Raw genomic sequence first — 20,189 nt, 5'->3', positions numbered from 1 at the left:
GATTAAAATCCAATGTTAGCGCCGAAAGTATAGGTTCTTGGTTGTGGGAAGGTGTAGAAGTCAACTCCAATAGTTGTATTGGAAGTCCCATCAAAATTTACCTCCGGATCAAATCCGGAGTAGTTGGTGAAAGTAAGTAGGTTTTGGGCCTGAGCATACAATCTTACACTTCTCAAACTCAATCGTTCGATTAGAGGCTGAGGCAGTTTGTATCCCAGTACGAGGTTTTTAACCCGCAGGTAAGATCCATCCTCAATAAATCTACTCGAATTGGATTGGTTGTTTCTATTTGCTGATACGTCTACTGAAGCTCTTGGGATTGATCCATTGCCCGGGTTAGATTCAGACCTCCATCTTCCTTCTACAGTAGCTTTGTTGTTATCATCGAAGTAGTTTGCAAACATGCCTTCTTGATAGGATCCTGCTGCATTCCATATCTCATTTCCATAAGAAAACTGCATGAAGAGCTGTAAGTCAAATCCCTTGTAGGTTAATGTGTTTGTCAGACCGCCAAAGAACTTAGGCTGTGCATTTCCGATAATTGTAAAATCATCATCAGTAATTACTCCATCACCATTGACGTCTCTATAGTTGATGTCTCCTGCCTGAATTCCAAATTCTTGTCTGGATTCGGGAACATCAGCTTGAGTAGCGAATACACCATCCGATATAAGTCCATAGAATGTACCGATCGGCTGTCCTTCTCTCAATACAATGGAATTGCCACCAAAACCGTAGAATACATCCTCTCCATTATACAGTTCGAGAATCTTATTCTTGTTGAATGTTAAGTTTAAGTCCGTTCTCCAATTTAGACCGTTGGGCTTGTCTATGTTTACGGTTGAAAGTGTGAATTCCCAGCCCTTGTTTTCGACAGCCCCGATATTGGATTGGTAATTAAGGTATCCGTTCTGCGTAGGTAATGGCCTGTTAAATAACAAATCCGTTGTTTTCTTGTAATAGTAATCGGCTACTACATTAAGGCGGCCGTTGAAAATGCCAAAATCAATACCTATATCGGTCTGTGCGGTATTCTCCCATTTCAGATCCGGATTTCCCAATTGGGCAGGAACAATAGTAGATCCTCCCAAATAATTCCCGGATTCAACAAGTCCTCTCCAAGAGAAATTTCCAATTTCCTGATTTCCTGTAAGCCCAAATGAACCGCGGATTTTCAAATCTGAAAATAGATTTCCGTCTTTCATGAAATTCTCTTCGTTAATTCTCCATCCTGCTGATATTGAAGGGAAATAACCCCACCTGTTATTCGGGCCAAATCGGGAAGAGGCATCTGCTCTAAATGAACCGCTCAAAAGATACTTCTCATTGTAATTGTAATTAACTCTACCGAAATAGGATTCCAATCCCCACCCTACAAAATCATTGATTCCTTCATTTACCAATGCAGCTGCTCCAATATATCTAAATCTTTCACCGGGGAATTGAATACCTCTGACAAAGGAGGAAGAGATCAGATTCTCTTCCCTGTTGTGTCCTGCTACAAGACTTATATTATGAATATCATTGAAAGTTTTTGTGTAATCCACGAATACTTCCGCCACCCATTTGATGGGGTTGTACGTGGCAAATGATCCAGACCCGCCTTCCGCTGCGGAAGAACTGCCCGGATAATTGTTTGGAGTATACCTTCTCTCCTGAAAATTCAGTATATCTGCTCCAGCTCGGACATTGACGTTCAATCCTTCGATAATACGATACTTACCAAGGACATTAGTGAAAATCCGAATGGATTGGTTGTCATTGTCATTTTCAGTTCCTTCAGCTACCGGGTTGGAGTAGAAGAACTGTGGACGGGTATAGGCTCCGTCTTCTTCATAAACTGGCCACAAAGGAGATGCTGCCAATGAGTTTGCAAAAGGACCATTAAGGGTATTATCAGATACTATTCTATTCTGAACAGCTCTACTTATCCCCGAATTGAAGGAAATATCAAAACGATCGTTCACCTTATGGTCTAGATTGAAGCGGGTTGATATTCTACTGTAGCTAGAATTGATTACAGTTCCTTGCTGATCAAAATAGTTACCGGATAAGTAATATTTCGTCTTCTCGTTTCCACCACTTATACTGAGTTCATAGTTTTGGATAGGAGCACTTCTTGTCACTTGATCTATCCAGTTTGTATTTACAGTTTCTTCGTAAGGAATACCTCCATAGAACCAATCAAGCAAATCAGTATCAGTGACGTCTGCTCTATCCACCCCAAAATCCTCGGCGACAAAGTCTCCAATGGCATCATTCATTAGATCCAGATAACCTCTTCTATCCAGAAAATTGGGTTTTTTCCAGAGTTGTTGAGTTCCTCCATATACATTGAGGTTGACTTGGGTTTTTTGATCAGATCCTCTTTTGGTAGTGATTAGGACTACTCCATTGGCTGCCCTAGAGCCATAGATAGAAGCGGCAGCAGCATCTTTCAATACTTCCATCGATTCAATATCGCTTGGATTAAGGTCTGCTAATGCGTTGGTAGTTTGGCCTCCAAAACCTAGCTGGGATGGATCTCCTGTGGTCATAGGCACTCCATCGATGACAAATAAAGGCTGATTAGATGCCGATATAGAAGATGAGCCTCTGATACGCATGGAAATACCTGCGCCGGGAGTTCCGGAGTTTTGAGTGATTTGAACACCGGCAACCCTACCCTGGAGAGCTTGATCTACCCCCAAAGCCGGTACATCACGAATTGCTTCGGCGTTTATTTGACCAACTGAACCGGTTAATTCCCGTTTTTCCACTGTGCCATACCCTACGATTACTACTTCTCCCAGGATTCTATCATCTACACTCATCGTTAGATCTATGATGCTTCTATTGTCGATGAGAATCTCTTGGGAAGTGAATCCTACAAACGAAAAGACCAAAGTCTCTCCTGATGCCGCTTCGATGGAATATTTTCCATCCACGTCCGTGATTGCACCCTTTGAGGTGCCCTTCACCCTGATGTTTACTCCGGGAAGAGGAAGATTGTCCTCAGCGGAAATAATTACACCGGAAATAGTTCGGTTCTGAGCTAATGACTCTATGCTGAAGAGCATAAAAAGAGCCAGTAGACTTAGTAAACTTTTCTTCATTTAAGTTGATTTAGGTTATAAAGTAGTTGTCTATCTGAGACTAACGTAGTCAAATTTAAAAGTTTAGATTGAGAGTATGTTAATAATTCATAACTATTTGCCTGTTTTTGTTATAATTAACCCCATTTTAATTATAGGAGGCAATAAACGGCAGGTGAGGAAAGAAATGTTTTCATTGAGTTTTTGATCCTTTTTCAAAGTGGGAAAAGGATCAAAAACGCATGGTGACTGAGTGAAATTATTTGGTTAGTTTGACTGAGCGGGTGGATTATACCATGAATTCAGCTTCTGGGAAAATTTGCGAAAAACTACCTGAATTTGGACTGTTCTTCGGGAGCATGCCGACGGCATGCCAAGCACAAACACAAACGGAGATGAAAAAGAGGTTTTTATCAAGAATATTCAACGGAGATCAGCGCCCTTTTTAGTGCATAATATCTGCTGAAACTAGTTGAGACCTTCAAAAAAAAATGTACTAAAAAAGGCAATCTGATACGATTGCCTTCTAATAATTAATTTAAGTAAACCTTAAACGGAGAAGCTTTCACCACATCCGCAAGTTCTGCTTGCATTTGGGTTGACGAATTGAAAGCCTTTGCCATTCAGTCCATCAGTGAATTCCAGCGTAGTTCCTGCCAGATAAAGTAAGCTTTTTCTATCTACTAGGATTTTCACGCCTTTATCTTCAAAAACGTGATCGGTTTCTACCTGAGCGCCATCAAAACCCAAGTCATACATCAGACCTGAGCAGCCACCGCCTTTTACAGAAACCCTAATATTTTCATTTTCTGCGCGTCCTTCCTCTTTTTTGAGCTGCAGGATACGCTCTTTGGCTTTGTCAGAAACGATTATCATATCTTTATTTATTACTTTGTCTAAAGTTGAAGTATGGGGAAAACAGAATTGCTCCCGAAAAGATTCATTGCAAATATAGCAAATTATAACATGAGGAAAATCGAGCATATAGGTATAGCGGTGAGGGATCTGGAGGAATCCAATGCACTTTTTGCGAAGCTGATCGGAAAAGAACACTTTAAGACGGAGGAAGTGAATGGTGAAAAAGTAGTGACTTCCTTTTTTCAAGTGGGAGAAACAAAGGTGGAATTACTGCAGGCAACCGATGCCGCCAGTCCTATTGCCAAATATCTGGAAAGGAAATCTGAGGGTGTTCATCATATTGCATTTGATGTGGAAGATATAGCTGCCGAAATGCAGCGTTTAAAGAAAGAAGGATTTGAGATCCTGAATGAAACGCCGAAACTGGGCGCAGACAATAAATTAGTGGTATTTTTGCATCCCAAGAGCACCAATGGAGTTTTGATTGAGTTGTGTCAGGAGAGGGGGTGAATTCGACATTTATTATTCGACGTTCATCATTCGATATTTTCAATTCAAAATTGGGATTTGTAGCAAGGTTGGAAAGTGGTAAGGTTTGGGAAAAGATATCACCTCTGCCGGTAATCTCGTAAATCGTCCTTTGTAAAATCAAGAATGCTCGAGAGTATCAATCAATAAAAAAATTAAAAACAGCGCCTCTGCGCCTTAGCGGGAGGTCATCAATAGTATGTCAGAAAAAAGAACAGAAATAAGTGATTTGGGTGAATTCGGCTTGATCGATCACCTGAATGAAAAAGTTGTTATTAAAAATCCGGGTACTTTGAAGGGCATTGGAGACGATGCTGCGGTGATTGAAGCCGGTGATTTTGTGAAGGTCGTCACCACTGATTTGTTGGTAGAAGGAGTTCACTTTGATCTATCCTATGCGCCCTTGCCTCACTTGGGCTTCAAAGCGGTAGCGGTGAATGTATCCGATGTGGCAGCTATGAATGCTATACCCAAGCAGATCACAGTGAGCATAGCACTTTCCAACAGATTCTCTGTGGAGGCGATTGATGCATTGTACGAAGGCATCCATGCTGCTTGTGAGCATTATGGTGTGGATCTCATTGGAGGGGATACAACTGCTTCTAGGAGTGGCTTGGTGATCTCTGTGACGGCGATCGGTGAAGCCAAACCTGAGCAAATTTCTTATCGGTCAGGAGCTAAGGAAAATGATATTCTTTGTGTGACTGGCGACCTTGGCGCTGCTTTGGTGGGATTGCAAATTCTGGAGCGGGAGAAAGAGGTCTTTTTGGCCAATCCTGATATGGAGCCCGATTTAGGTAAATATACCCTTGTCACCGGCCGCCAACTTAAGCCGGACGCACGTGTGGATATTATCCACGAATTCCGCGAAATGGGAGTGGTGCCTACCAGTATGATGGATATTTCGGATGGACTGGCCTCGGAGATTTTTCATATCTGTAAAGCCTCGGGAGTGGGAGCGACGATCTATGAAGATAAGTTGCCGATTGACAAGCAGACTTTTGACACGGCTGTTGAATTGAACCTTGATCCGATCACCTGTGTGATGAATGGGGGGGAAGATTATGAATTGCTTTTCACCATTGATCAGAAGGATTTTGCAAAGCTGGAAAAGCATCCCGATATCCACTTCATTGGGCATATCACCAAGCCGGAAGAAGGAAAATTTTTGGTTACTAAAAGTGGGACTGCCGTGCAGATTAAGGCGCAGGGCTGGAAGCATTTTTGATTGAAATATTATCTTTCTTGGTTCAAGGTCTTCAGACTTGGATCTCATTAGTTTAATAAAAAAACCTCTTCAAAATTAATTGAAGAGGTTTTTTTGATAATCTGTATATCCAATTCGGATTAACCGATGGAAACTCTTTTAAATGCAGAAACTGTCATTCCTTTATTTACACCATCAAGGTATTGAGCAATAGTTTTGTTGTTGTCTTTCACGAAAGACTGGCTCAATAGGGTGTTTTCTTTGTAGAATTTGTTCAGTTTACCCAAAGCGATTTTTTCAAGCATTTCTTCAGGCTTGCCTTCAGCTCTTGCTTGCTCTTTTCCTACTTCGATTTCTCTTTCTACCAAAGATGCGTCTACACCGTCTTTGTCCAGGGCAACAGGGTTCATTGCAGCAATTTGCATGGCTACATCTTTACCTGCTTCTTCTACATTGATTCCGCCTGTGTTGGTCAATCCTACCAATACACCTAATTTACCGTTAGAGTGGATGTAAGGAACAACTGTCTCGGCTTCGATAATTTCGAAGTGGGAAACTTCGATTTTCTCACCGATTTTACCTGTCATCTCAACGATTTTTTCAGCAACAGTCAAATTCTCGAAAGGAAGCGCATAAAGTTCTTCTACAGAAGAAGCGTCTTTCGCTACAGCAAGATCAAGCAATTCATTAGCAAAGCTAACGAAGCCATCATTTTTAGCCACGAAGTCAGTTTCGCAAGTCAATGTAAGCAACACACCTTTAGCACCATTTTCAGACACTTTAGTTACAGCTACACCTTCTTTAGTCTCACGATCAGCTCTGGAAGCAGATACTTTTTGACCTTTCTTTCTGAGGATGTCCACAGCTTTTTCGAAATCACCTTCTGATTCGGTCAAAGCTTTTTTACAATCCATCATACCGGCACCGGTCATTTGTCTCAATTTGTTTACTTCTTGTGCAGTAATTGCCATTGTGTTATCAGTTTAAAATAAAACGGGATAAATTCTTTTGTGGCCTTCTGGACAGCTTCCGCAAGAAAGTCTGTCCGAAGGATTAATATAGATACTTCCGGGTGGCTGGCACCTTAGAAGAATAGGATAAAACAAAAAAATTGAACATAGGCCGAAACCTGATGTTCAATTTTTAATTTATTTCAAATCAAGTTGTGGATTATTCTTTTGTTTCAGCGTCCACAGCTTTCTTAGCTTCTTCCTCTTCAGAAAGTTTAGCTTCTTCTTTGTCTTTCTTGCGCTCAGAAAGACCTTCTTCGATAGCTGCGCCGAACGCTTTAACCAGTAAAGAAACGGACTTGAAAGCATCGTCATTGGCAGGGATTGGGAAATCTACCTCGTTCGGGTTAGAGTTCGTATCTACCAATGCGAAAACAGGGATACCAAGCTTTTTTGCTTCAGCGATTGCAATGTGTTCTCTTTTGATGTCCACTACGAAAAGTGCAGCAGGGAGTCTGCTCAAGTCGGCAATACCGCCAAGAACGTCTTCCATTTTGTCTTTCTGACGTGAAACCATCAAACGTTCTTTCTTCGCAAGGTTCTTATAAGCTTCCTCTTTCATCAATTTGTCCAGACCGGACATTTTCTTCAATGATTTGCGGATAGTAGCGAAGTTGGTCAACATACCGCCTAACCATCTTTCGGTTACGAAGGGCATGTTAAGTCTTTTCGCTTCAGCAGCTACAAGATCTTTCGCTTGCTTTTTGGTAGCTACGAACATCACTTTTTTGCCTGAGCGTACGATTTGCTTGATAGCATTAGATGCTTCGTCGAGGCTAGCAAGCGTTTTGTTAAGATCGATGATGTGGATACCATTTTTCTCCATGAAAATGTATGGAGCCATTCTCGGATCCCACTTTCTCGTCAAGTGTCCGAAGTGAACACCAGCATCTAGTAAGTCTTTATATTCTAATTTGGCCATTATAAAATGTGTTTTTCTTAATAAGGAAGAATATCCGGTATTAACGTTTAGAGAACTGGAATTTTCTTCTTGCTTTTCTACGTCCCGGCTTCTTACGTTCTACCATTCTAGGATCACGGGTAAGGAAGCCTTCTTTTTTCAATGCAGGTCTGTGCTCAGCATCGAATTCGCACAAAGCTCTGGAGATAGCCATACGGGCTGCTTCTGCCTGACCTTTGATTCCTCCTCCGTCTACATTGATCTGGATGTCGTAGTTACCGTCCACGCCTACTAGGGCTAGAGGCTGCTTCACGACGATCTGATGAAGATCAAATGGGAAGTAAACTTCCAGAGATCTGTTGTTAACGGTGATGTCACCTTTGCCCGGAGTCATGTAAATTCTGGCTACAGAGGTTTTTCTTCTACCGATTTTGTTGATCATTTCCATGAAATAGACGATTAAAGAGTGATGGCTTTAGGCTGCTGCGCAGTATGTGGATGCTCAGATCCTTCATACACGTACAAGTTGCCGTATAATTTTCTTCCCAATCTGTTTTTAGGCAACATGCCCCTTACAGCTTTCTCGATCAAGATTGTTGAAGATTTCTCTTTCAAAAGTCTTGGCGTAGAAATACGCTGTCCGCCTGGATAGCCAGTGTGTCTCACATAAACTTTGGAGTCCCACTTGTCACCAGTTAGTCTGATTTTGTCTGAGTTGATTACGATGACGTTGTCACCACAATCAACATGAGGAGTGAAGCTTGGCTTCGTTTTACCTCTCAAGATTTTCGCTACCTCACTAGCCAATCTACCCAAAACTGCAGCTTGGGCATCCACTACCACCCATTGCTTATCTGCAGTCGCGGCATTGGCTGATACGGTCTTATAGCTCAAAGTATCCACTGTGTAACTGTTTAATATTTAGCTTGTTAAATTTATTTCACCCTCAAAAAGGGACACAAAGATAGGAGTATTTTATTTTTGATGCAAAATATTTCCAAGACTAAGTCCTAATTTTCACAGGCTTAGCATTTTACCACTATGCATTTTCGGTTGTTTCCACCGCTTTCTCGATCTGGATTTCTCAGCCGGTTTTCTCCAATTGATTGACCAAAACCTTGAAATCCTTCGGATAAGGCGCATTTACGAATATTTCCGTACCGTCCAAACCCTCAAATCCAATCGAATAAGCATGAAGCGAAACTCGCTGCATAATTGGTAATTCTTCTGTCTCTTTTTTTAAATTGAAGCGACGCTTGATAGAAGAAAGATACAAAGGGTTGCCTCCATATAAAGTGTCTCCGCAAATGGGAGACTTCAGGTAAGCCAAATGTACCCTGATCTGATGCAGTCTTCCCGTGATGGGCTTGCACTCGACTAAGGTATGGGCGTAGTACGTCTTCAACGTGTTGAAAATCGTCTTCGCAGGCTTGCCTTCTTTACTTACTTTGGCGATTCCTTTGTTGTTGGCCAAAAGATTTCGGTCCACCAGCTCATTGCTGAATTCCTTGATCCCTTCTACCACCGCATGATAGACTTTGTTTACTTTTCTGCTTTCAAACTGCATAGCCAAATGCCTGTAGGCCGCTGGATTCTTGGCAATCACTAGACATCCTGAAGTTTCCTTGTCCAATCTGTGGCACAGTTGTGAATCGGGGGTGTGTGCCTTGGCTAGGTCTAGGATGTTCTGCGCTTCGTGCCTATCGTCTAAGCTTGATAGATACGGCGGTTTATTGATTACCAGGTAATCCTCGTTTTCTAACAGAATAAGATTGTCAAAATCTACTTTCTTCATGGATTCTCCTGCCTCTTCAATTGAGGCTGCAAAAGTAGGATAAAAATGGATGGCTAAAAAACTTCTCCTACTTTTATTCTTAGCCAGTTACCGCTTTTAGTTTTTCTTCGGGGGAGTCTATTTTCACTAAGGGAAGGGAGAAGCTGAAAATCGATCCTTTTCCTACGGTAGAACTGACGGAAATCTTGCTTTTGTGGCCTTCGAGAATGTGCTTCACGATGGCTAGTCCTAACCCAGTGCCCCCTTCTTTCTTGTTTCTACTTTTTTCTACCCTGTAGAAACGCTCAAATATCCGCTTCAGGTCTTCAGGGGGGATTCCCTGACCATCATCCTGCACGTCCACCTGAATAGTACTTTTCTGGGTCTTCATGGCTATTCTCACCTCTCCGCCATTGTGATTGTATTTCATGGCATTGAAAATGAGATTTTGACAAACCCGATAAATTTTCTGACGATCTCCCGAGGTGATAAATGTTTTGTTGGGCTCAAACTCAAACTGTATGTGCATTTCCCTCTTCGAAGCTTTGTGCTCAAGCTCCTCTATGACCTCTTCCAAGAGTTCTTTGAGGTCAAATTGGGTGAAGTTAAACTTGATTACTCCACTTTCCATTTGGTTCAGGGTAAGTAAGTCCTGAACCAATACATCCAGCGAATCCAGACTTTTGGCGGCACGCTTCAGAAACCTCATGCGTACCTGCTTGTCATCGATAGCTCCATCTAGCAGGGTATGGATATAACCTTGAGTAGCGAAGATCGGAGTCTTTAATTCGTGCGAGATATCCGCGATAAATTCTCTTCTGAATTCGGCATTTTTTTGAAGTGTGTCAATTTCCTTTTGTCGGGCGATCGCATAGGAGTTGATGACTTTATTGATCTTTCGCAAGGGAGAAATTGAACCTTTCCTCCCTTTTTCACTGATCTCAGACAGGTCTTTTCGTTGGATTTTTTCCAAAAGCGAGTAGATGTCTCCGATTTCTTTGAAAATCAGAAATTCCAACATGAATGAGATCAGCAGGTATGCAGATGAAAAGGATACCCCCCACGCCACAAAAAGGAGAACTGGGGTAGCTCCTTCCACTAAGGATAAAAATGCTGCCACCAGAGCTGAAATAGCTAAAGCCAGGATTAATGAAATTCCTCTGGAGGTGGTAAACATCTATTGCCCTAATTCGAATTTATAGCCTACTCCTTTTACGGTAGTGATGTAGTCTTCTCCGATTTTCTCACGTACTTTTCTGATGTGTACATCTACAGTTCGGGCCAACACAAAAACATCGGCTCCCCATATATTTTGAAGAAGTTCGTCTCTACTGAATACTATATTGGGGTTTTTGGCCAGAAAATACAAGAGTTCGAATTCTTTCTTCGGGAGGATGATGGTCTTCCCTGCCTTGTCTATGGTATAACTTCCACGATCAATGACCAGATCTCTGATTTTAATCTGGATCTGCTCTTGTTCTTTTTTGGACTCACGCCGAAACAAGGCTGAAATCCGGCTCATCAATGCTCTAGGCTTGATAGGTTTGGTGATGTAGTCATCTGCACCGACATCAAATGCGGCCACTTCGGAATATTCTTCCATACGGGCCGTGAGGAAAATTATGAAGGTGTTTTTGAGTTCCGGAATCTGTCTGATCTGCAGGCATGTCTCTACACCATCCTGATGAGGCATCATGATGTCCAGTAGAATCACATCAGGCAAAAATTTTGCAGCAGTCTTTACTGCTTTCATTCCATCTTCCGCTGTGGCTACATCGTAGCCTTCTTTTAGAAGATTGTATTTCAGGATTTCAACAATATCAGGTTCGTCGTCAACTACCAGAACTTTGATTTTTTGCTTATCGCTCATCAGTGATTTCTTAATGTTTGCATTAAAATTAAGGAATATTTAAGGATTGATGCCAAATAAAAGATGGTATGCTGTTGCCATTTGGTAGGTATACTGGCATTTTGTTTCGCATTCCCAGGGCAATGTTACCGCTATATTATGAAAATTTGAATTAAGGGTTCTTTAGTCCTTTTGCTGAAGTTATATCCAGATTCAATGAACCGATGAAGAGATTTGCCTTGATTTTTACAGGGATTTTGTTCTGATCCTTTGTGACCCACACCTTCACGGGGAATTCCCCCCTGAATAGTTTGTTCTTCGGCAACTGGGGTGAGAAAATGTACGTTTCCTTCTTTCCCAGCTTGGTGTCCAGTGTTTCGGTGCCTTCGTAGATTAATTTTATGTTATATATTTCTTTATCGAAGAATCCTCTGATTACAATTGCTTCTCCTTCCTTTAGATTCCGTAGATCTTGCGATCTCAAATAGTAGAAACCACTGACCAGATCCTGTACCTGACCGGGCAAATCAAAGTCCTTTGTTTCTTTCAGGTTCCTGTTCTCTTTGTCATAAAGCTTCATTACAGCTTTCTTGTTTGGCTGGTCAAAGTGGACGAATTCGTGCTTTCTATATTTCCCCTCTTCGATATGCCTGTAGGATAAGGATGGCAGCATGGTTTCTACATCCAGGTATGTGCCCCAGTTGTCATTTACCTTCCCAAAAATAGTCGCAGCCCCTTTGGTTTTGCCATACACGTCAATCTTGTGATGGGGTTTGTCATTCTGATCCTGGGCTCTTTTGGAAATATGCATTTTTGCTTCAGCAAGATTTAACCATCCGTAGGATACTTCAAATGACAATTCCTCTCCGAAAGTAAAGGGGAGATTGCCTATTTGACCTTGAGCTGCGAGATCCGATAGGGTAAGGGAAAAAAGAAGTATAAGTAATCCGGAGATTCTTTTCATAAATTTTAATGACAATACCTGACGAAAAGGGCGGTATTCTATAGGTATTACGAAAAAACGTGCCGAAAGGCGATTAAAATTACGAATTTGCCAGTCCAAAACAATAGTACCGCACGTCTTGCTTATAGACTGCTGTTTATTTACTTTCATATAACTATAGATTCTAACAAAATAAAAGCATGAGTAATAACGCTGAAAAATTAAAAGCCCTGCAACTGACTATCGACAAGCTGGACAAGACTTACGGCAAAGGCACCGTAATGAAGCTAAGCGATAACAAGGTTGTGGATATTCCCGCTATCTCTACCGGCTCGCTAGGGTTGGATATTGCTTTGGGGATAGGAGGGATTCCACGTGGCCGCGTGATAGAGATTTATGGGCCGGAATCTTCAGGAAAGACTACATTGACGTTGCACTGTATTGCTGAGGCACAGAAGGCAGGTGGCTTAGCTGCCTTCATCGATGCAGAGCATGCGTTTGACAAAAGCTATGCGGAAAAACTGGGAATCGATACTGAAAACCTTCTGATCTCCCAGCCTGACAACGGAGAGCAGGCACTTGAAATCGCTGAGCATTTGATCCGCTCCGGCGCCATCGATATCATTGTGATTGACTCCGTGGCTGCTTTGGTGCCTAAGGGCGAGCTGGAAGGTGATATGGGAGACAGCAAAATGGGACTTCAGGCCAGATTGATGTCTCAGGCTTTGCGTAAGCTTACCGGTGCGATCAACAAGACGGGCTGTTCATGTATCTTCATTAACCAGCTGCGTGAGAAGATCGGTGTGATGTTTGGCAATCCGGAGACTACTACCGGTGGTAATGCCTTGAAATTCTATGCTTCGGTGAGGCTTGATATTCGAAGAATCGGTCAGATCAAGGAAAGTGCTGATAATATTCTAGGTAACAGAACCAAAGTGAAAGTGGTGAAGAATAAAGTAGCTCCGCCATTTAAAGTTGTAGAATTTGACATCATGTACGGGCAGGGGATCTCCAAAGTGGGAGAAATAATTGATCTGGGAGTAGAGTTGGATATTATCAAAAAGGCCGGTTCATGGTTCTCTTACAATGGGGAGAAGCTTGGTCAGGGTAGGGAGGCTGTGAAAACCCTACTTCTTGATAATCCCGAGCTGATGGATGAGCTAGAGGTAAAAATCAAATCTGCATCAGGCTTATCTTCCTCCAAAGGGGTAAGTGAAAGTGAGGTTGTAGAGCAGGAATAAGTCGCAGGACTATCGCTGAGTATAAAGTAAAAAAGAGGGTGTCAGAATGACCACCCTCTTTTTATTTTATGGCTTACTGCGCTTGTTTTATGTTGTTCTGATCGCTTCTACAGGATCCATTCGTGCTGCGAGCGTGGCAGGTACTATCCCTGAAACTACTCCGATGATAGTGGATACGCCGAGCCCAAGCATGATGTTGGCAAGAGAAAGCACTATTTCCAGGCTGCCCAGTTGGATAAAGGTCAGCAGGAAGACAATGAATATTCCGGTGATGCCTCCTATCAGGCTCAAGCAGACGGATTCAAATAGGAATTGAAACAGAATAAAGTAATTTTTTGCTCCCAAAGATTTTTGAATGCCGATGATATTGGTTCGTTCCCGCACCGAGACAAACATGATATTTGCTATACCGAATCCTCCTACCAGAATCGAAAAACCTCCAATAACCCACCCTGCCACTGAGATTACATCAAAGATGGATCCGATGGCATTCTGAATAAATTCAGTTTTATTCAAAGCGAAATTGTCTTCATCTCTTGGTCTTAAACCTCTCTTGGCGCGAAGTAAGCCCGTCATTTCGTTTTCTAAGGCTACTAATCCTATATCCTCCTCCAAGCCTTTGACTGCGATGGTCGGTTCCATGCCGTTTCTTCCTGTGTAATACATTTTATTAAAAGCCCCGTAAGGAATCAGACATGCCTCATCCTTGGAAGGTGCGTCAAACAATCCTTCGCCTTCTTCTTCAAATACCCCGATCACGGTGAATTTCATTCCTTTTATCTTGATCTGCTTTCCGATTACATCTTGTTGCGGATAGAGGGTGTTTGCGATTTTCCTTCCTACGATAGCTAAGTTTCTGGAAGCCTTGATTTCTGATTGGGTGAAATATCTGCCCTCTTCCAAATCAACCTCGTACACATCCTGATAGGAATAAACAGCCCCTGTGAGAGACATGCCTTGGTAGGCATTGCTTCCGGCTTTGACGGTAGTAGTGGCTGATGCTGAAATAGTGACCGCTTCAGCAGCTGTAAGTCTTTGCTGCAAGAATTCATATTCGGCGACAGTGCCCGGAGGCCTGCGGAAATATTTCCACCAAGGATAATCCTGCGGGCCGCTTGCAAAGGGAAATCTGTCAACTCTCATCACATTGGTGCCTAAAAATGAGAAGGAAGATTTAATATTGCTTTCCAAAGAATCGACCAATGTAAATACAGCTATGATGGCGAAAATACCCACTGTAACTCCGAGAAGAGATAATATGGTACGGGTTAGATTGGTTTTCAATGCTGATATCGCAAAGCGAAAACTTTCCCATGAGAGTTTGAAAAAGAGCATGCCTATGAAGTTGGTTTAAAACAATTTGTTAAGTTAGCTGAAATTGCCTGATATTGTTAGTATCTTTGCATTTTTTAGAGTTATTCTAAATCACTCAAGACATCTAAAACTTACCTATGAAATTATCGGATTTCAAATTTGACGTTCCAAAAAAACTAGTCTCTCTTTATCCTGCAGCAAATCGGGATGAATCCAGATTGATGGTTCTCCATCGGGATACAGGTGAAATTGAACACAGAGTTTTCAAAGATATTACCGAATACTTCGGTGAGGGTGATGTCTTTGTTACCAATGATACTAAAGTTTTCCCGGCTAGGCTATACGGAAATAAAGAAAAAACCGGTGCAGAAATCGAAGTTTTTCTATTGAGAGAATTAAACGCCGAATTGAAATTATGGGACGTTTTGGTAGATCCTGCCCGAAAAATCAGAGTAGGTAACAAGCTCTACTTTGGTGATTCTGACCTGGTAGCAGAGGTGATTGACAATACTACTTCCAGAGGACGTACCATTCGGTTCCTGTTTGACGGGACAGAAGAAGAATTCCATAAGACGATCGATACGCTTGGTGAAACCCCTCTTTTGAAGGAGTTTATCGAAAGAAAAGTGGAAGCGGAAGATAAAGAAAGATATCAAACGGTGTTTGCCAAGAATGTGGGAGCGGTAGCTGCACCTACAGCCGGCTTGCACTTTACCCCTCATTTGCTGAAAAGACTGGAACTTCAAGGTGTGGATGTGACTCCTATTACCTTGCATGTTGGTCTTGGAACTTTCCGTCAGGTAGACGTGGAAGATCTGACTAAGCATAAGATGGATTCGGAGAATTATGAAATCCCCAGCGGCACGGTGCAATTGGTAAATAGATCACTGGATGCCAAAAAGAGAGTAGTGGCTGTAGGAACCACTTCCCTGAAGACTATTGAGTCCTCCGTGACTGCAAACGGCCGATTGAAAGCCAGTGCAGGCTGGACGGATAAGTTTATCATTCCTCCATACGAATTCAAAATTGCAAATGCACTGATCACTAATTTCCACCTGCCGGAGTCAACTTTGCTAATGACTGCAGCAGCTTTTGGAGGCTATGATTTGATCATGAAAGCATACAAAGAAGCCATCAAAGAGAAATATCGATTCTTCTCCTATGGAGACGCAATGTTGATCCTTTAATACTGAAAGCTCCAAAACGGAGCTTTTTTTGTTTAACGACAGAGGACACAAAGGTTTTACAAAGGTGGCAGTTATCCTGCTTCTCCAGAAGCTGGACTTGGCGGGTTTTTTCATCCCAGGTAGTGAAGTTGCCGATTCATGAGAGGTTTTACTGGATATCTTTTAACGGGGGAGTGTAGGGAGGTTTTCGTAGGGTTTGATGTAAGGAAGAGCGAAGTTGAAGCCATGTTTAAGCAGTTTGCTTTAATCCCCGTTTTTGCAGACCTAGTCATCATAGTTTGTATCTTCACACAGATATAACTTTGCAGTAAAACCCCGGGAAATCTGAATTCTTACTTTTGCGCAAAAATACTATGACAAACAAAGCTGCAATCCTGGTAGCAGGAGGAAGAGGTACTCGAATGGGTGGGCCTATTGCCAAGCAATATTTGCCCGTAGCCGGGGAACCGGTACTGATGCGAACACTCTCTGTTTTCTATCGGGTGGATCCGGCTACTGATTTGATACTGGTATTGCCGGAAAATGATTTTTTGTACTGGAAGGAACTATGTGCGGAATATAAATTCACTATTCCCCATCGTTTGGTCGCCGGGGGAAATTCCAGATTTCAATCGGTGAGAAATGGATTGGATTCCCTGAATCCTGACACCAAGTTAGTAGCGATACATGACGGGGTTAGACCGTTTGTAGAGGAAAAGGTTATTGCAGAAAGCTTTGAAGTGGCCGCTAAGTCCGGAAGTGCCGTTGCTGTGATCGCATTAAAAGACTCTATCAGAAAGCTTACGGATAATGGAAAGTCATTTTACGAAGAGAGGCAATATTTTCGATTGGTGCAGACACCACAGACTTTTCAAGTGGAAAAAATCAAGAAAGCTTTTTCAGTGACGGAACTTCAGCAGTTTACCGATGATGCTACAGTCTATGAAAACCAAGGCTGGCAGGTGACCCTGATCTCGGGAAACCCTGAAAACATAAAACTCACCTCGCCTGAAGATATGGGGTACGCAGAATTTCTTGCAGCTAAGCAACTATCGGATAATCGGTAAGATTTCCTTCGGGATTTTACCGACTTTTTTGTGGGCTTTACCGACTTTTGGATTGCATTGGCCTTTTGTATGTTTTTAGAGATTACCCTTCTCTGTACTTTCGGTCATCAATAAAATAACAATATGATGAGTCGAAATCGTATAAACAACAATGATGGAGGCATGATCTTCGGATTTGTAATCTTGGCTGTAGGTGTCCTGATTTTACTTAGAAAGCTTAATGTTTTCTATCCCGATTGGCTGCTTTCGTGGCCGATGATATTAATAGCGATAGGCGTGATTACACTGGTCAAGCATGAGTTCAAAAGTTTTTTTGGAATCATAATGCTAGGCTTGGGAACATACTTTCTGTTAGAGCGGGAATTTAATTTTCATTTTGGCATTCAGCGGTTTGTATTTCCGATAGCATTGATTCTTGTGGGGATCTACCTGATCACAAAGAAGCGAAGGGAACACCAAGTGCTAAATGATATACAGGACAAAATAAAGCATAAATCGACTTATTCGGCCACCTCAAGCGAAGATTACAATAAAGGAGAAAAAACCTCCTTCACCAACGAGTCCGCAAAGGATAAATCTTACGCAGGCATGTCAGGTGTCTCAGGCATAAGTTATTCGGACAGCGTTTCTATTGATTCTATTATGAGCGGCATCAATAAGAGGATGCTTACCAAGAATTTTCAGGGAGGAAAATTGACAGCTGCTTTTGGTGGGATTGATTTGGATCTTACGCAGTCTGATTTTTCAGGGATGGTGACACTTCAGGTAGATGTGATATTCGGAGCTATCAAGCTGGTGGTGCCTCCTCATTGGGATGTACGTGTAGAAGTCACCAACATAGCCGCAGGGGTAGAAGACAAAAGAGTGTATCGTCAGTCTGAGGTAGAATCGGATAAGGTCATGGTGATAAGAGGAACAGTCTTCTTCGGCGGTTTGGAAATCAAATCATATTAACGAAATTCCATCCTGTAAATCCCCAAACTTTTGTTTTCAAGAGCATTTTCCAACCCAACCAAAAGTAACTGGATCATCCAGGGAGCCGGAGTAATCTGGTTCCTTGGTACGTTTGGGCTCCTCCTGTTTTACGGAGTCGACCAGTCCACCGCTATTGTGGATTCATTGGTTTTTGCCATGCTTTTTTCTATGGGTGTTACTATGCTGGACCGGGTTTTCGGCTTCTACATCCCGAAAGGGAGCAACAATTGGTTACTCCTGGGATTGCCTCTAGTGTTTAGCTTTGTGGCTGTCTTAGGGCATCAATACATGCTGAAGTGGGTGTATTCTGATAAGGAGATGTATGTGGTCTTCCTGAAATCCCATTTTTATCTTCGCTGGACTATATTGAGTTTGGCGGAGATTCTGGTGGCGTTGATTGCTATCGTAGTATCCAAGTTAGAGCAGCAGGATGAAGCCCAGAAAAGAGAGGCTATGATGAATGAACTCTCCAGAGAAGCTGAATTGACCCAGCTGCGACAGCAGCTTCAGCCTCATTTTTTGTTCAATAGTCTCAATTCTATCAGTGCGTTGACTGTTTCTCAGCCTGCGAAGGCCAGAGAGATGGTGCTTCAGCTTTCAGATTTCCTGCGGGGGACGATCCGAAAGGATCATCAGCAGTGGGTTAGCCTAGAAGAGGAATTGAGTTACCTTAAAATGTATCTCGATATAGAGCACGTCCGCTTCGGACATAGATTGGAGGTGGTATTTGAAGTAAGTGACGAAGTAAAGCAGATGCGCTTGCCACAACTTCTAATTCAGCCCTTACTTGAAAATGCTATCAAACATGGACTGTACGGAATCACCGAAGATGTGAAGATAACCCTTCAGGCGTTCAAAGAACAAAACTATTTGATGCTCAAAATCGAGAATCCATTCGATCCGGAGATGGCTGCACCCAAGGGAACAGGTTTTGGGTTGAGTTCGGTGGACCGCAGGTTGTTTTTGCTTTTTGGCAGAAAGGATCTGCTGGAATCTAAGTCAACAGACTCGATTTTTAGCGTAATTTTAAAAATCCCCCAACAGAAATGATCAAGACGTTAATTATAGACGACGAGCCGTTGGCAGCGGGTATTGTCCGGGAATTTTTAGCAGATTTCCCTCAGTTTGAACTTGCCGCAGTATGTCAGAATGGGTTTCAGGGGCTTAAAGCCATCCACGAGCATGAGCCCGACTTGATTTTTTTGGATGTGCAGATGCCTAAAATCACCGGCTTCGAAATGCTGGAACTGCTCGATGAACCTCCGGCGGTGATTTTCACCACGGCTTTTGATCAGTATGCTTTGAAGGCTTTTGATGCGATGGCTATTGATTACTTGCTCAAGCCATTCTCTCAAGTGCGATTTGCCCAAGCTATAGAGCGATTTCTGTCCCAGCAGCAAGGGGCAGTTAAAGAATCCACTCCCAAACTGAATGAATTGGCAGAGAAGCGGAACCGTCTGGTCGTGCGTGTCAAGAACGAAATCAAGATCATCCCTACGCATGAGGTGAGTTTTTTCGAAGCCGAAGATGATTACATAGCCATTCATACACTTACCGGCAAATACTTGAAGAAAATGACGATGAAATCTCTGGAGGAAGCACTGGATCCGGCCAGATTTGTACGTGTACATAGATCTTACCTGATTAATTTGAATGAGATCACCAAAATAGAGCCTTATGAGCGGGATAATTACCTGGTTATACTTAGAGATGGTCTAAAAGTGCCGGTGAGTAAGACGGGATATTCTAGGCTGAGACAGGTCTTGGGATTGTAGAGAGTGGAAATGGTCAGGGATCAGTCGCAGTGGCTGGGGCGCAGCGGTTGGCTGTGCCTTGCTAAATGCAGTCTTCAGACTGCTATGTTGTGAAATTGAAATAGAAGTCAAGAGACTTCATTATGGTAGGACCAAGTCTGAAGACCAAACTTGAAGCTTCAATAACCGTTTCTACATGAGAAAAACACCCACGGAGGTTCTGGTGGTTAGATACTTGAAAAAAAGAAGAAAGCCCTGAATCTCTCAGGGCTTTAAATTTAATATTCGTCTTCGTTGAAGAAGAAGTCGTCTTTGGTTGGGTAATCAGGCCAAATCTCTTCGATGGTCTCATAAGGTTCGCCATCATCTTCTAATTCTTGTAGATTTTCTACTACTTCCATTGGTGCGCCGGATCGGATGGCATAATCAATTAATTCATCCTTGGTGGCTGGCCAGGGTGCGTCCTCTAAATAGGATGCTAATTCGAGTGTCCAGTACATAATGTTTATTTTAAAGGAGTTCCGGAGT

20 protein-coding genes are annotated in these 20,189 nt (G+C 42.5%); 8 read left to right on the top strand and 12 right to left on the bottom strand.

The genetic code is table 11. The annotated features are described in order from the left end of the window. Nucleotides 1-2: 2 nt before the first annotated feature. Together J2X69_RS06760 and J2X69_RS06755 are read right to left on the bottom strand one after the other, a co-directional pair. Nucleotides 3-3,095 carry a TonB-dependent receptor gene (locus J2X69_RS06760; protein WP_310100526.1) on the bottom strand — a complete coding sequence of 1,031 codons (3,093 nt, stop codon included), beginning with the start codon at nt 3,093-3,095 and terminating at the stop codon, nt 3-5. A gap of 528 nt (nt 3,096-3,623) precedes the next feature. Beyond that, the gene (locus tag J2X69_RS06755; RefSeq protein WP_192348245.1) at nt 3,624-3,950 is read right to left on the bottom strand and encodes an iron-sulfur cluster assembly accessory protein; all 327 of its coding nucleotides are present in this window, start codon (nt 3,948-3,950) and stop codon (nt 3,624-3,626) included. 90 nt (nt 3,951-4,040) lie between these two features. On the opposite strand from J2X69_RS06755, the gene mce reads away from it, so the two are divergent. Both mce and thiL read left to right on the top strand, forming a co-directional pair. After that, on the top strand, nt 4,041-4,442 hold the full coding sequence (gene mce, locus J2X69_RS06750) for a methylmalonyl-CoA epimerase (RefSeq protein ID WP_310100521.1): 402 nt from the start codon (nt 4,041-4,043) through the stop codon (nt 4,440-4,442). 217 nt (nt 4,443-4,659) lie between these two features. Further along, on the top strand, nt 4,660-5,688 hold the full coding sequence (gene thiL / locus J2X69_RS06745) for a thiamine-phosphate kinase (protein ID WP_310100519.1): 1,029 nt from the start codon (nt 4,660-4,662) through the stop codon (nt 5,686-5,688). 119 nt (nt 5,689-5,807) lie between these two features. On the opposite strand, the gene tsf is transcribed toward thiL, so the two are convergent. The 8 genes from tsf to J2X69_RS06705 all read right to left on the bottom strand — a co-directional run bounded on the left by tsf (nt 5,808) and on the right by J2X69_RS06705 (nt 12,165). Then, nucleotides 5,808-6,638: a translation elongation factor Ts gene (tsf, locus tag J2X69_RS06740; protein WP_310100515.1), complete on the bottom strand. Its 831-nt coding sequence runs from the start codon at nt 6,636-6,638 to the stop codon at nt 5,808-5,810. A 199-nt stretch (nt 6,639-6,837) separates the two neighbouring features. Next, nucleotides 6,838-7,599 (bottom strand): 30S ribosomal protein S2, encoded by a 762-nt coding sequence (gene rpsB / locus J2X69_RS06735; RefSeq protein ID WP_310100512.1) that lies wholly within the window; start codon nt 7,597-7,599, stop codon nt 6,838-6,840. Between the two features lie 40 nt (nt 7,600-7,639). Then, nucleotides 7,640-8,026, bottom strand: a complete 387-nt coding sequence (gene rpsI / locus J2X69_RS06730) for a 30S ribosomal protein S9 (protein WP_310100509.1) — start codon at nt 8,024-8,026, stop codon at nt 7,640-7,642. Between the two features lie 11 nt (nt 8,027-8,037). Continuing rightward, entirely contained in the window at nt 8,038-8,481 is a 444-nt protein-coding gene (rplM, locus tag J2X69_RS06725) for a 50S ribosomal protein L13 (protein ID WP_192348251.1), read from the bottom strand. A gap of 181 nt (nt 8,482-8,662) precedes the next feature. Further along, nucleotides 8,663-9,373, bottom strand: coding sequence for an RNA pseudouridine synthase (locus J2X69_RS06720; RefSeq protein WP_310100504.1), 711 nt, complete (start codon nt 9,371-9,373; stop codon nt 8,663-8,665). Between the two features lie 79 nt (nt 9,374-9,452). Next, nucleotides 9,453-10,529 carry an ATP-binding protein gene (locus J2X69_RS06715; RefSeq protein ID WP_310100502.1) on the bottom strand — a complete coding sequence of 359 codons (1,077 nt, stop codon included), beginning with the start codon at nt 10,527-10,529 and terminating at the stop codon, nt 9,453-9,455. Beyond that, the gene (locus J2X69_RS06710; protein ID WP_310100498.1) at nt 10,530-11,222 is read right to left on the bottom strand and encodes a response regulator transcription factor; all 693 of its coding nucleotides are present in this window, start codon (nt 11,220-11,222) and stop codon (nt 10,530-10,532) included. A gap of 151 nt (nt 11,223-11,373) precedes the next feature. Beyond that, nucleotides 11,374-12,165 carry a DUF3108 domain-containing protein gene (locus J2X69_RS06705; protein WP_310100495.1) on the bottom strand — a complete coding sequence of 264 codons (792 nt, stop codon included), beginning with the start codon at nt 12,163-12,165 and terminating at the stop codon, nt 11,374-11,376. Between the two features lie 179 nt (nt 12,166-12,344). Here J2X69_RS06705 and recA point away from each other — a divergent pair, with 179 nt between their 5' ends. Next, on the top strand, nt 12,345-13,385 hold the full coding sequence (gene recA, locus J2X69_RS06700; protein WP_310100492.1) for a recombinase RecA: 1,041 nt from the start codon (nt 12,345-12,347) through the stop codon (nt 13,383-13,385). 87 nt (nt 13,386-13,472) lie between these two features. On the opposite strand, the gene J2X69_RS06695 is transcribed toward recA, so the two are convergent. Continuing rightward, nucleotides 13,473-14,720: an ABC transporter permease gene (locus J2X69_RS06695; protein WP_310100489.1), complete on the bottom strand. Its 1,248-nt coding sequence runs from the start codon at nt 14,718-14,720 to the stop codon at nt 13,473-13,475. Nucleotides 14,721-14,836: 116 nt separating this feature from the next. Here J2X69_RS06695 and queA point away from each other — a divergent pair, with 116 nt between their 5' ends. The 5 genes from queA (at nt 14,837) to J2X69_RS06670 (ending at nt 19,682) form a co-directional block, all read left to right on the top strand. After that, a complete protein-coding gene (gene queA, locus J2X69_RS06690) occupies nt 14,837-15,886 on the top strand; it encodes a tRNA preQ1(34) S-adenosylmethionine ribosyltransferase-isomerase QueA (protein WP_310100486.1) in 1,050 nt (349 codons plus the stop codon). Nucleotides 15,887-16,239: 353 nt separating this feature from the next. Further along, a complete protein-coding gene (locus tag J2X69_RS06685) occupies nt 16,240-16,932 on the top strand; it encodes a 2-C-methyl-D-erythritol 4-phosphate cytidylyltransferase (protein WP_310100484.1) in 693 nt (230 codons plus the stop codon). A gap of 126 nt (nt 16,933-17,058) precedes the next feature. Then, nucleotides 17,059-17,886 (top strand): LiaF transmembrane domain-containing protein, encoded by an 828-nt coding sequence (locus J2X69_RS06680; RefSeq protein ID WP_310100480.1) that lies wholly within the window; start codon nt 17,059-17,061, stop codon nt 17,884-17,886. Nucleotides 17,887-17,916: 30 nt separating this feature from the next. Beyond that, nucleotides 17,917-18,957 carry a histidine kinase gene (locus J2X69_RS06675; RefSeq protein ID WP_310100477.1) on the top strand — a complete coding sequence of 347 codons (1,041 nt, stop codon included), beginning with the start codon at nt 17,917-17,919 and terminating at the stop codon, nt 18,955-18,957. Continuing rightward, nucleotides 18,954-19,682 carry a LytTR family transcriptional regulator DNA-binding domain-containing protein gene (locus J2X69_RS06670; RefSeq protein ID WP_310100474.1) on the top strand — a complete coding sequence of 243 codons (729 nt, stop codon included), beginning with the start codon at nt 18,954-18,956 and terminating at the stop codon, nt 19,680-19,682. The genes J2X69_RS06675 and J2X69_RS06670 overlap by 4 nt, the downstream gene beginning before the upstream one ends. 257 nt (nt 19,683-19,939) lie before the next feature. On the opposite strand, the gene J2X69_RS06665 is transcribed toward J2X69_RS06670, so the two are convergent. Then, complete coding sequence (locus J2X69_RS06665) at nt 19,940-20,161, bottom strand: DUF2795 domain-containing protein (protein WP_024284896.1); 222 nt, start codon at nt 20,159-20,161, stop codon at nt 19,940-19,942. Nucleotides 20,162-20,189 lie beyond the last annotated feature (28 nt).

It is taken from the genome of Algoriphagus sp. 4150 (assembly GCF_031457395.1).
Taxonomy (GTDB): domain Bacteria; phylum Bacteroidota; class Bacteroidia; order Cytophagales; family Cyclobacteriaceae; genus Algoriphagus.
This window is presented reverse-complemented; position numbering and strand designations above follow the sequence as displayed.

What these genes read in the sequence shown, in the direction of transcription:
- J2X69_RS06670 (WP_310100474.1), top strand. Translation starts at nt 18,954, where the DNA reads ATGATCAAGACGTTAATTATAGACGACGAGCCGTTGGCAGCGGGTATT.
- mce (WP_310100521.1), top strand. Translation starts at nt 4,041, where the DNA reads ATGAGGAAAATCGAGCATATAGGTATAGCGGTGAGGGATCTGGAGGAA.
- J2X69_RS06665 (WP_024284896.1), bottom strand. Translation starts at nt 20,161, where the DNA reads ATGTACTGGACACTCGAATTAGCATCCTATTTAGAGGACGCACCCTGG.
- J2X69_RS06760 (WP_310100526.1), bottom strand. Translation starts at nt 3,095, where the DNA reads ATGAAGAAAAGTTTACTAAGTCTACTGGCTCTTTTTATGCTCTTCAGC.
- recA (WP_310100492.1), top strand. Translation starts at nt 12,345, where the DNA reads ATGAGTAATAACGCTGAAAAATTAAAAGCCCTGCAACTGACTATCGAC.
- thiL (WP_310100519.1), top strand. Translation starts at nt 4,660, where the DNA reads ATGTCAGAAAAAAGAACAGAAATAAGTGATTTGGGTGAATTCGGCTTG.
- J2X69_RS06705 (WP_310100495.1), bottom strand. Translation starts at nt 12,165, where the DNA reads ATGAAAAGAATCTCCGGATTACTTATACTTCTTTTTTCCCTTACCCTA.
- J2X69_RS06755 (WP_192348245.1), bottom strand. Translation starts at nt 3,950, where the DNA reads ATGATAATCGTTTCTGACAAAGCCAAAGAGCGTATCCTGCAGCTCAAA.
- tsf (WP_310100515.1), bottom strand. Translation starts at nt 6,638, where the DNA reads ATGGCAATTACTGCACAAGAAGTAAACAAATTGAGACAAATGACCGGT.
- J2X69_RS06720 (WP_310100504.1), bottom strand. Translation starts at nt 9,373, where the DNA reads ATGAAGAAAGTAGATTTTGACAATCTTATTCTGTTAGAAAACGAGGAT.
- J2X69_RS06715 (WP_310100502.1), bottom strand. Translation starts at nt 10,529, where the DNA reads ATGTTTACCACCTCCAGAGGAATTTCATTAATCCTGGCTTTAGCTATT.
- queA (WP_310100486.1), top strand. Translation starts at nt 14,837, where the DNA reads ATGAAATTATCGGATTTCAAATTTGACGTTCCAAAAAAACTAGTCTCT.
- J2X69_RS06695 (WP_310100489.1), bottom strand. Translation starts at nt 14,720, where the DNA reads ATGCTCTTTTTCAAACTCTCATGGGAAAGTTTTCGCTTTGCGATATCA.
- rpsI (WP_310100509.1), bottom strand. Translation starts at nt 8,026, where the DNA reads ATGGAAATGATCAACAAAATCGGTAGAAGAAAAACCTCTGTAGCCAGA.
- J2X69_RS06685 (WP_310100484.1), top strand. Translation starts at nt 16,240, where the DNA reads ATGACAAACAAAGCTGCAATCCTGGTAGCAGGAGGAAGAGGTACTCGA.
- J2X69_RS06680 (WP_310100480.1), top strand. Translation starts at nt 17,059, where the DNA reads ATGAGTCGAAATCGTATAAACAACAATGATGGAGGCATGATCTTCGGA.
- rpsB (WP_310100512.1), bottom strand. Translation starts at nt 7,599, where the DNA reads ATGGCCAAATTAGAATATAAAGACTTACTAGATGCTGGTGTTCACTTC.
- J2X69_RS06710 (WP_310100498.1), bottom strand. Translation starts at nt 11,222, where the DNA reads ATGAGCGATAAGCAAAAAATCAAAGTTCTGGTAGTTGACGACGAACCT.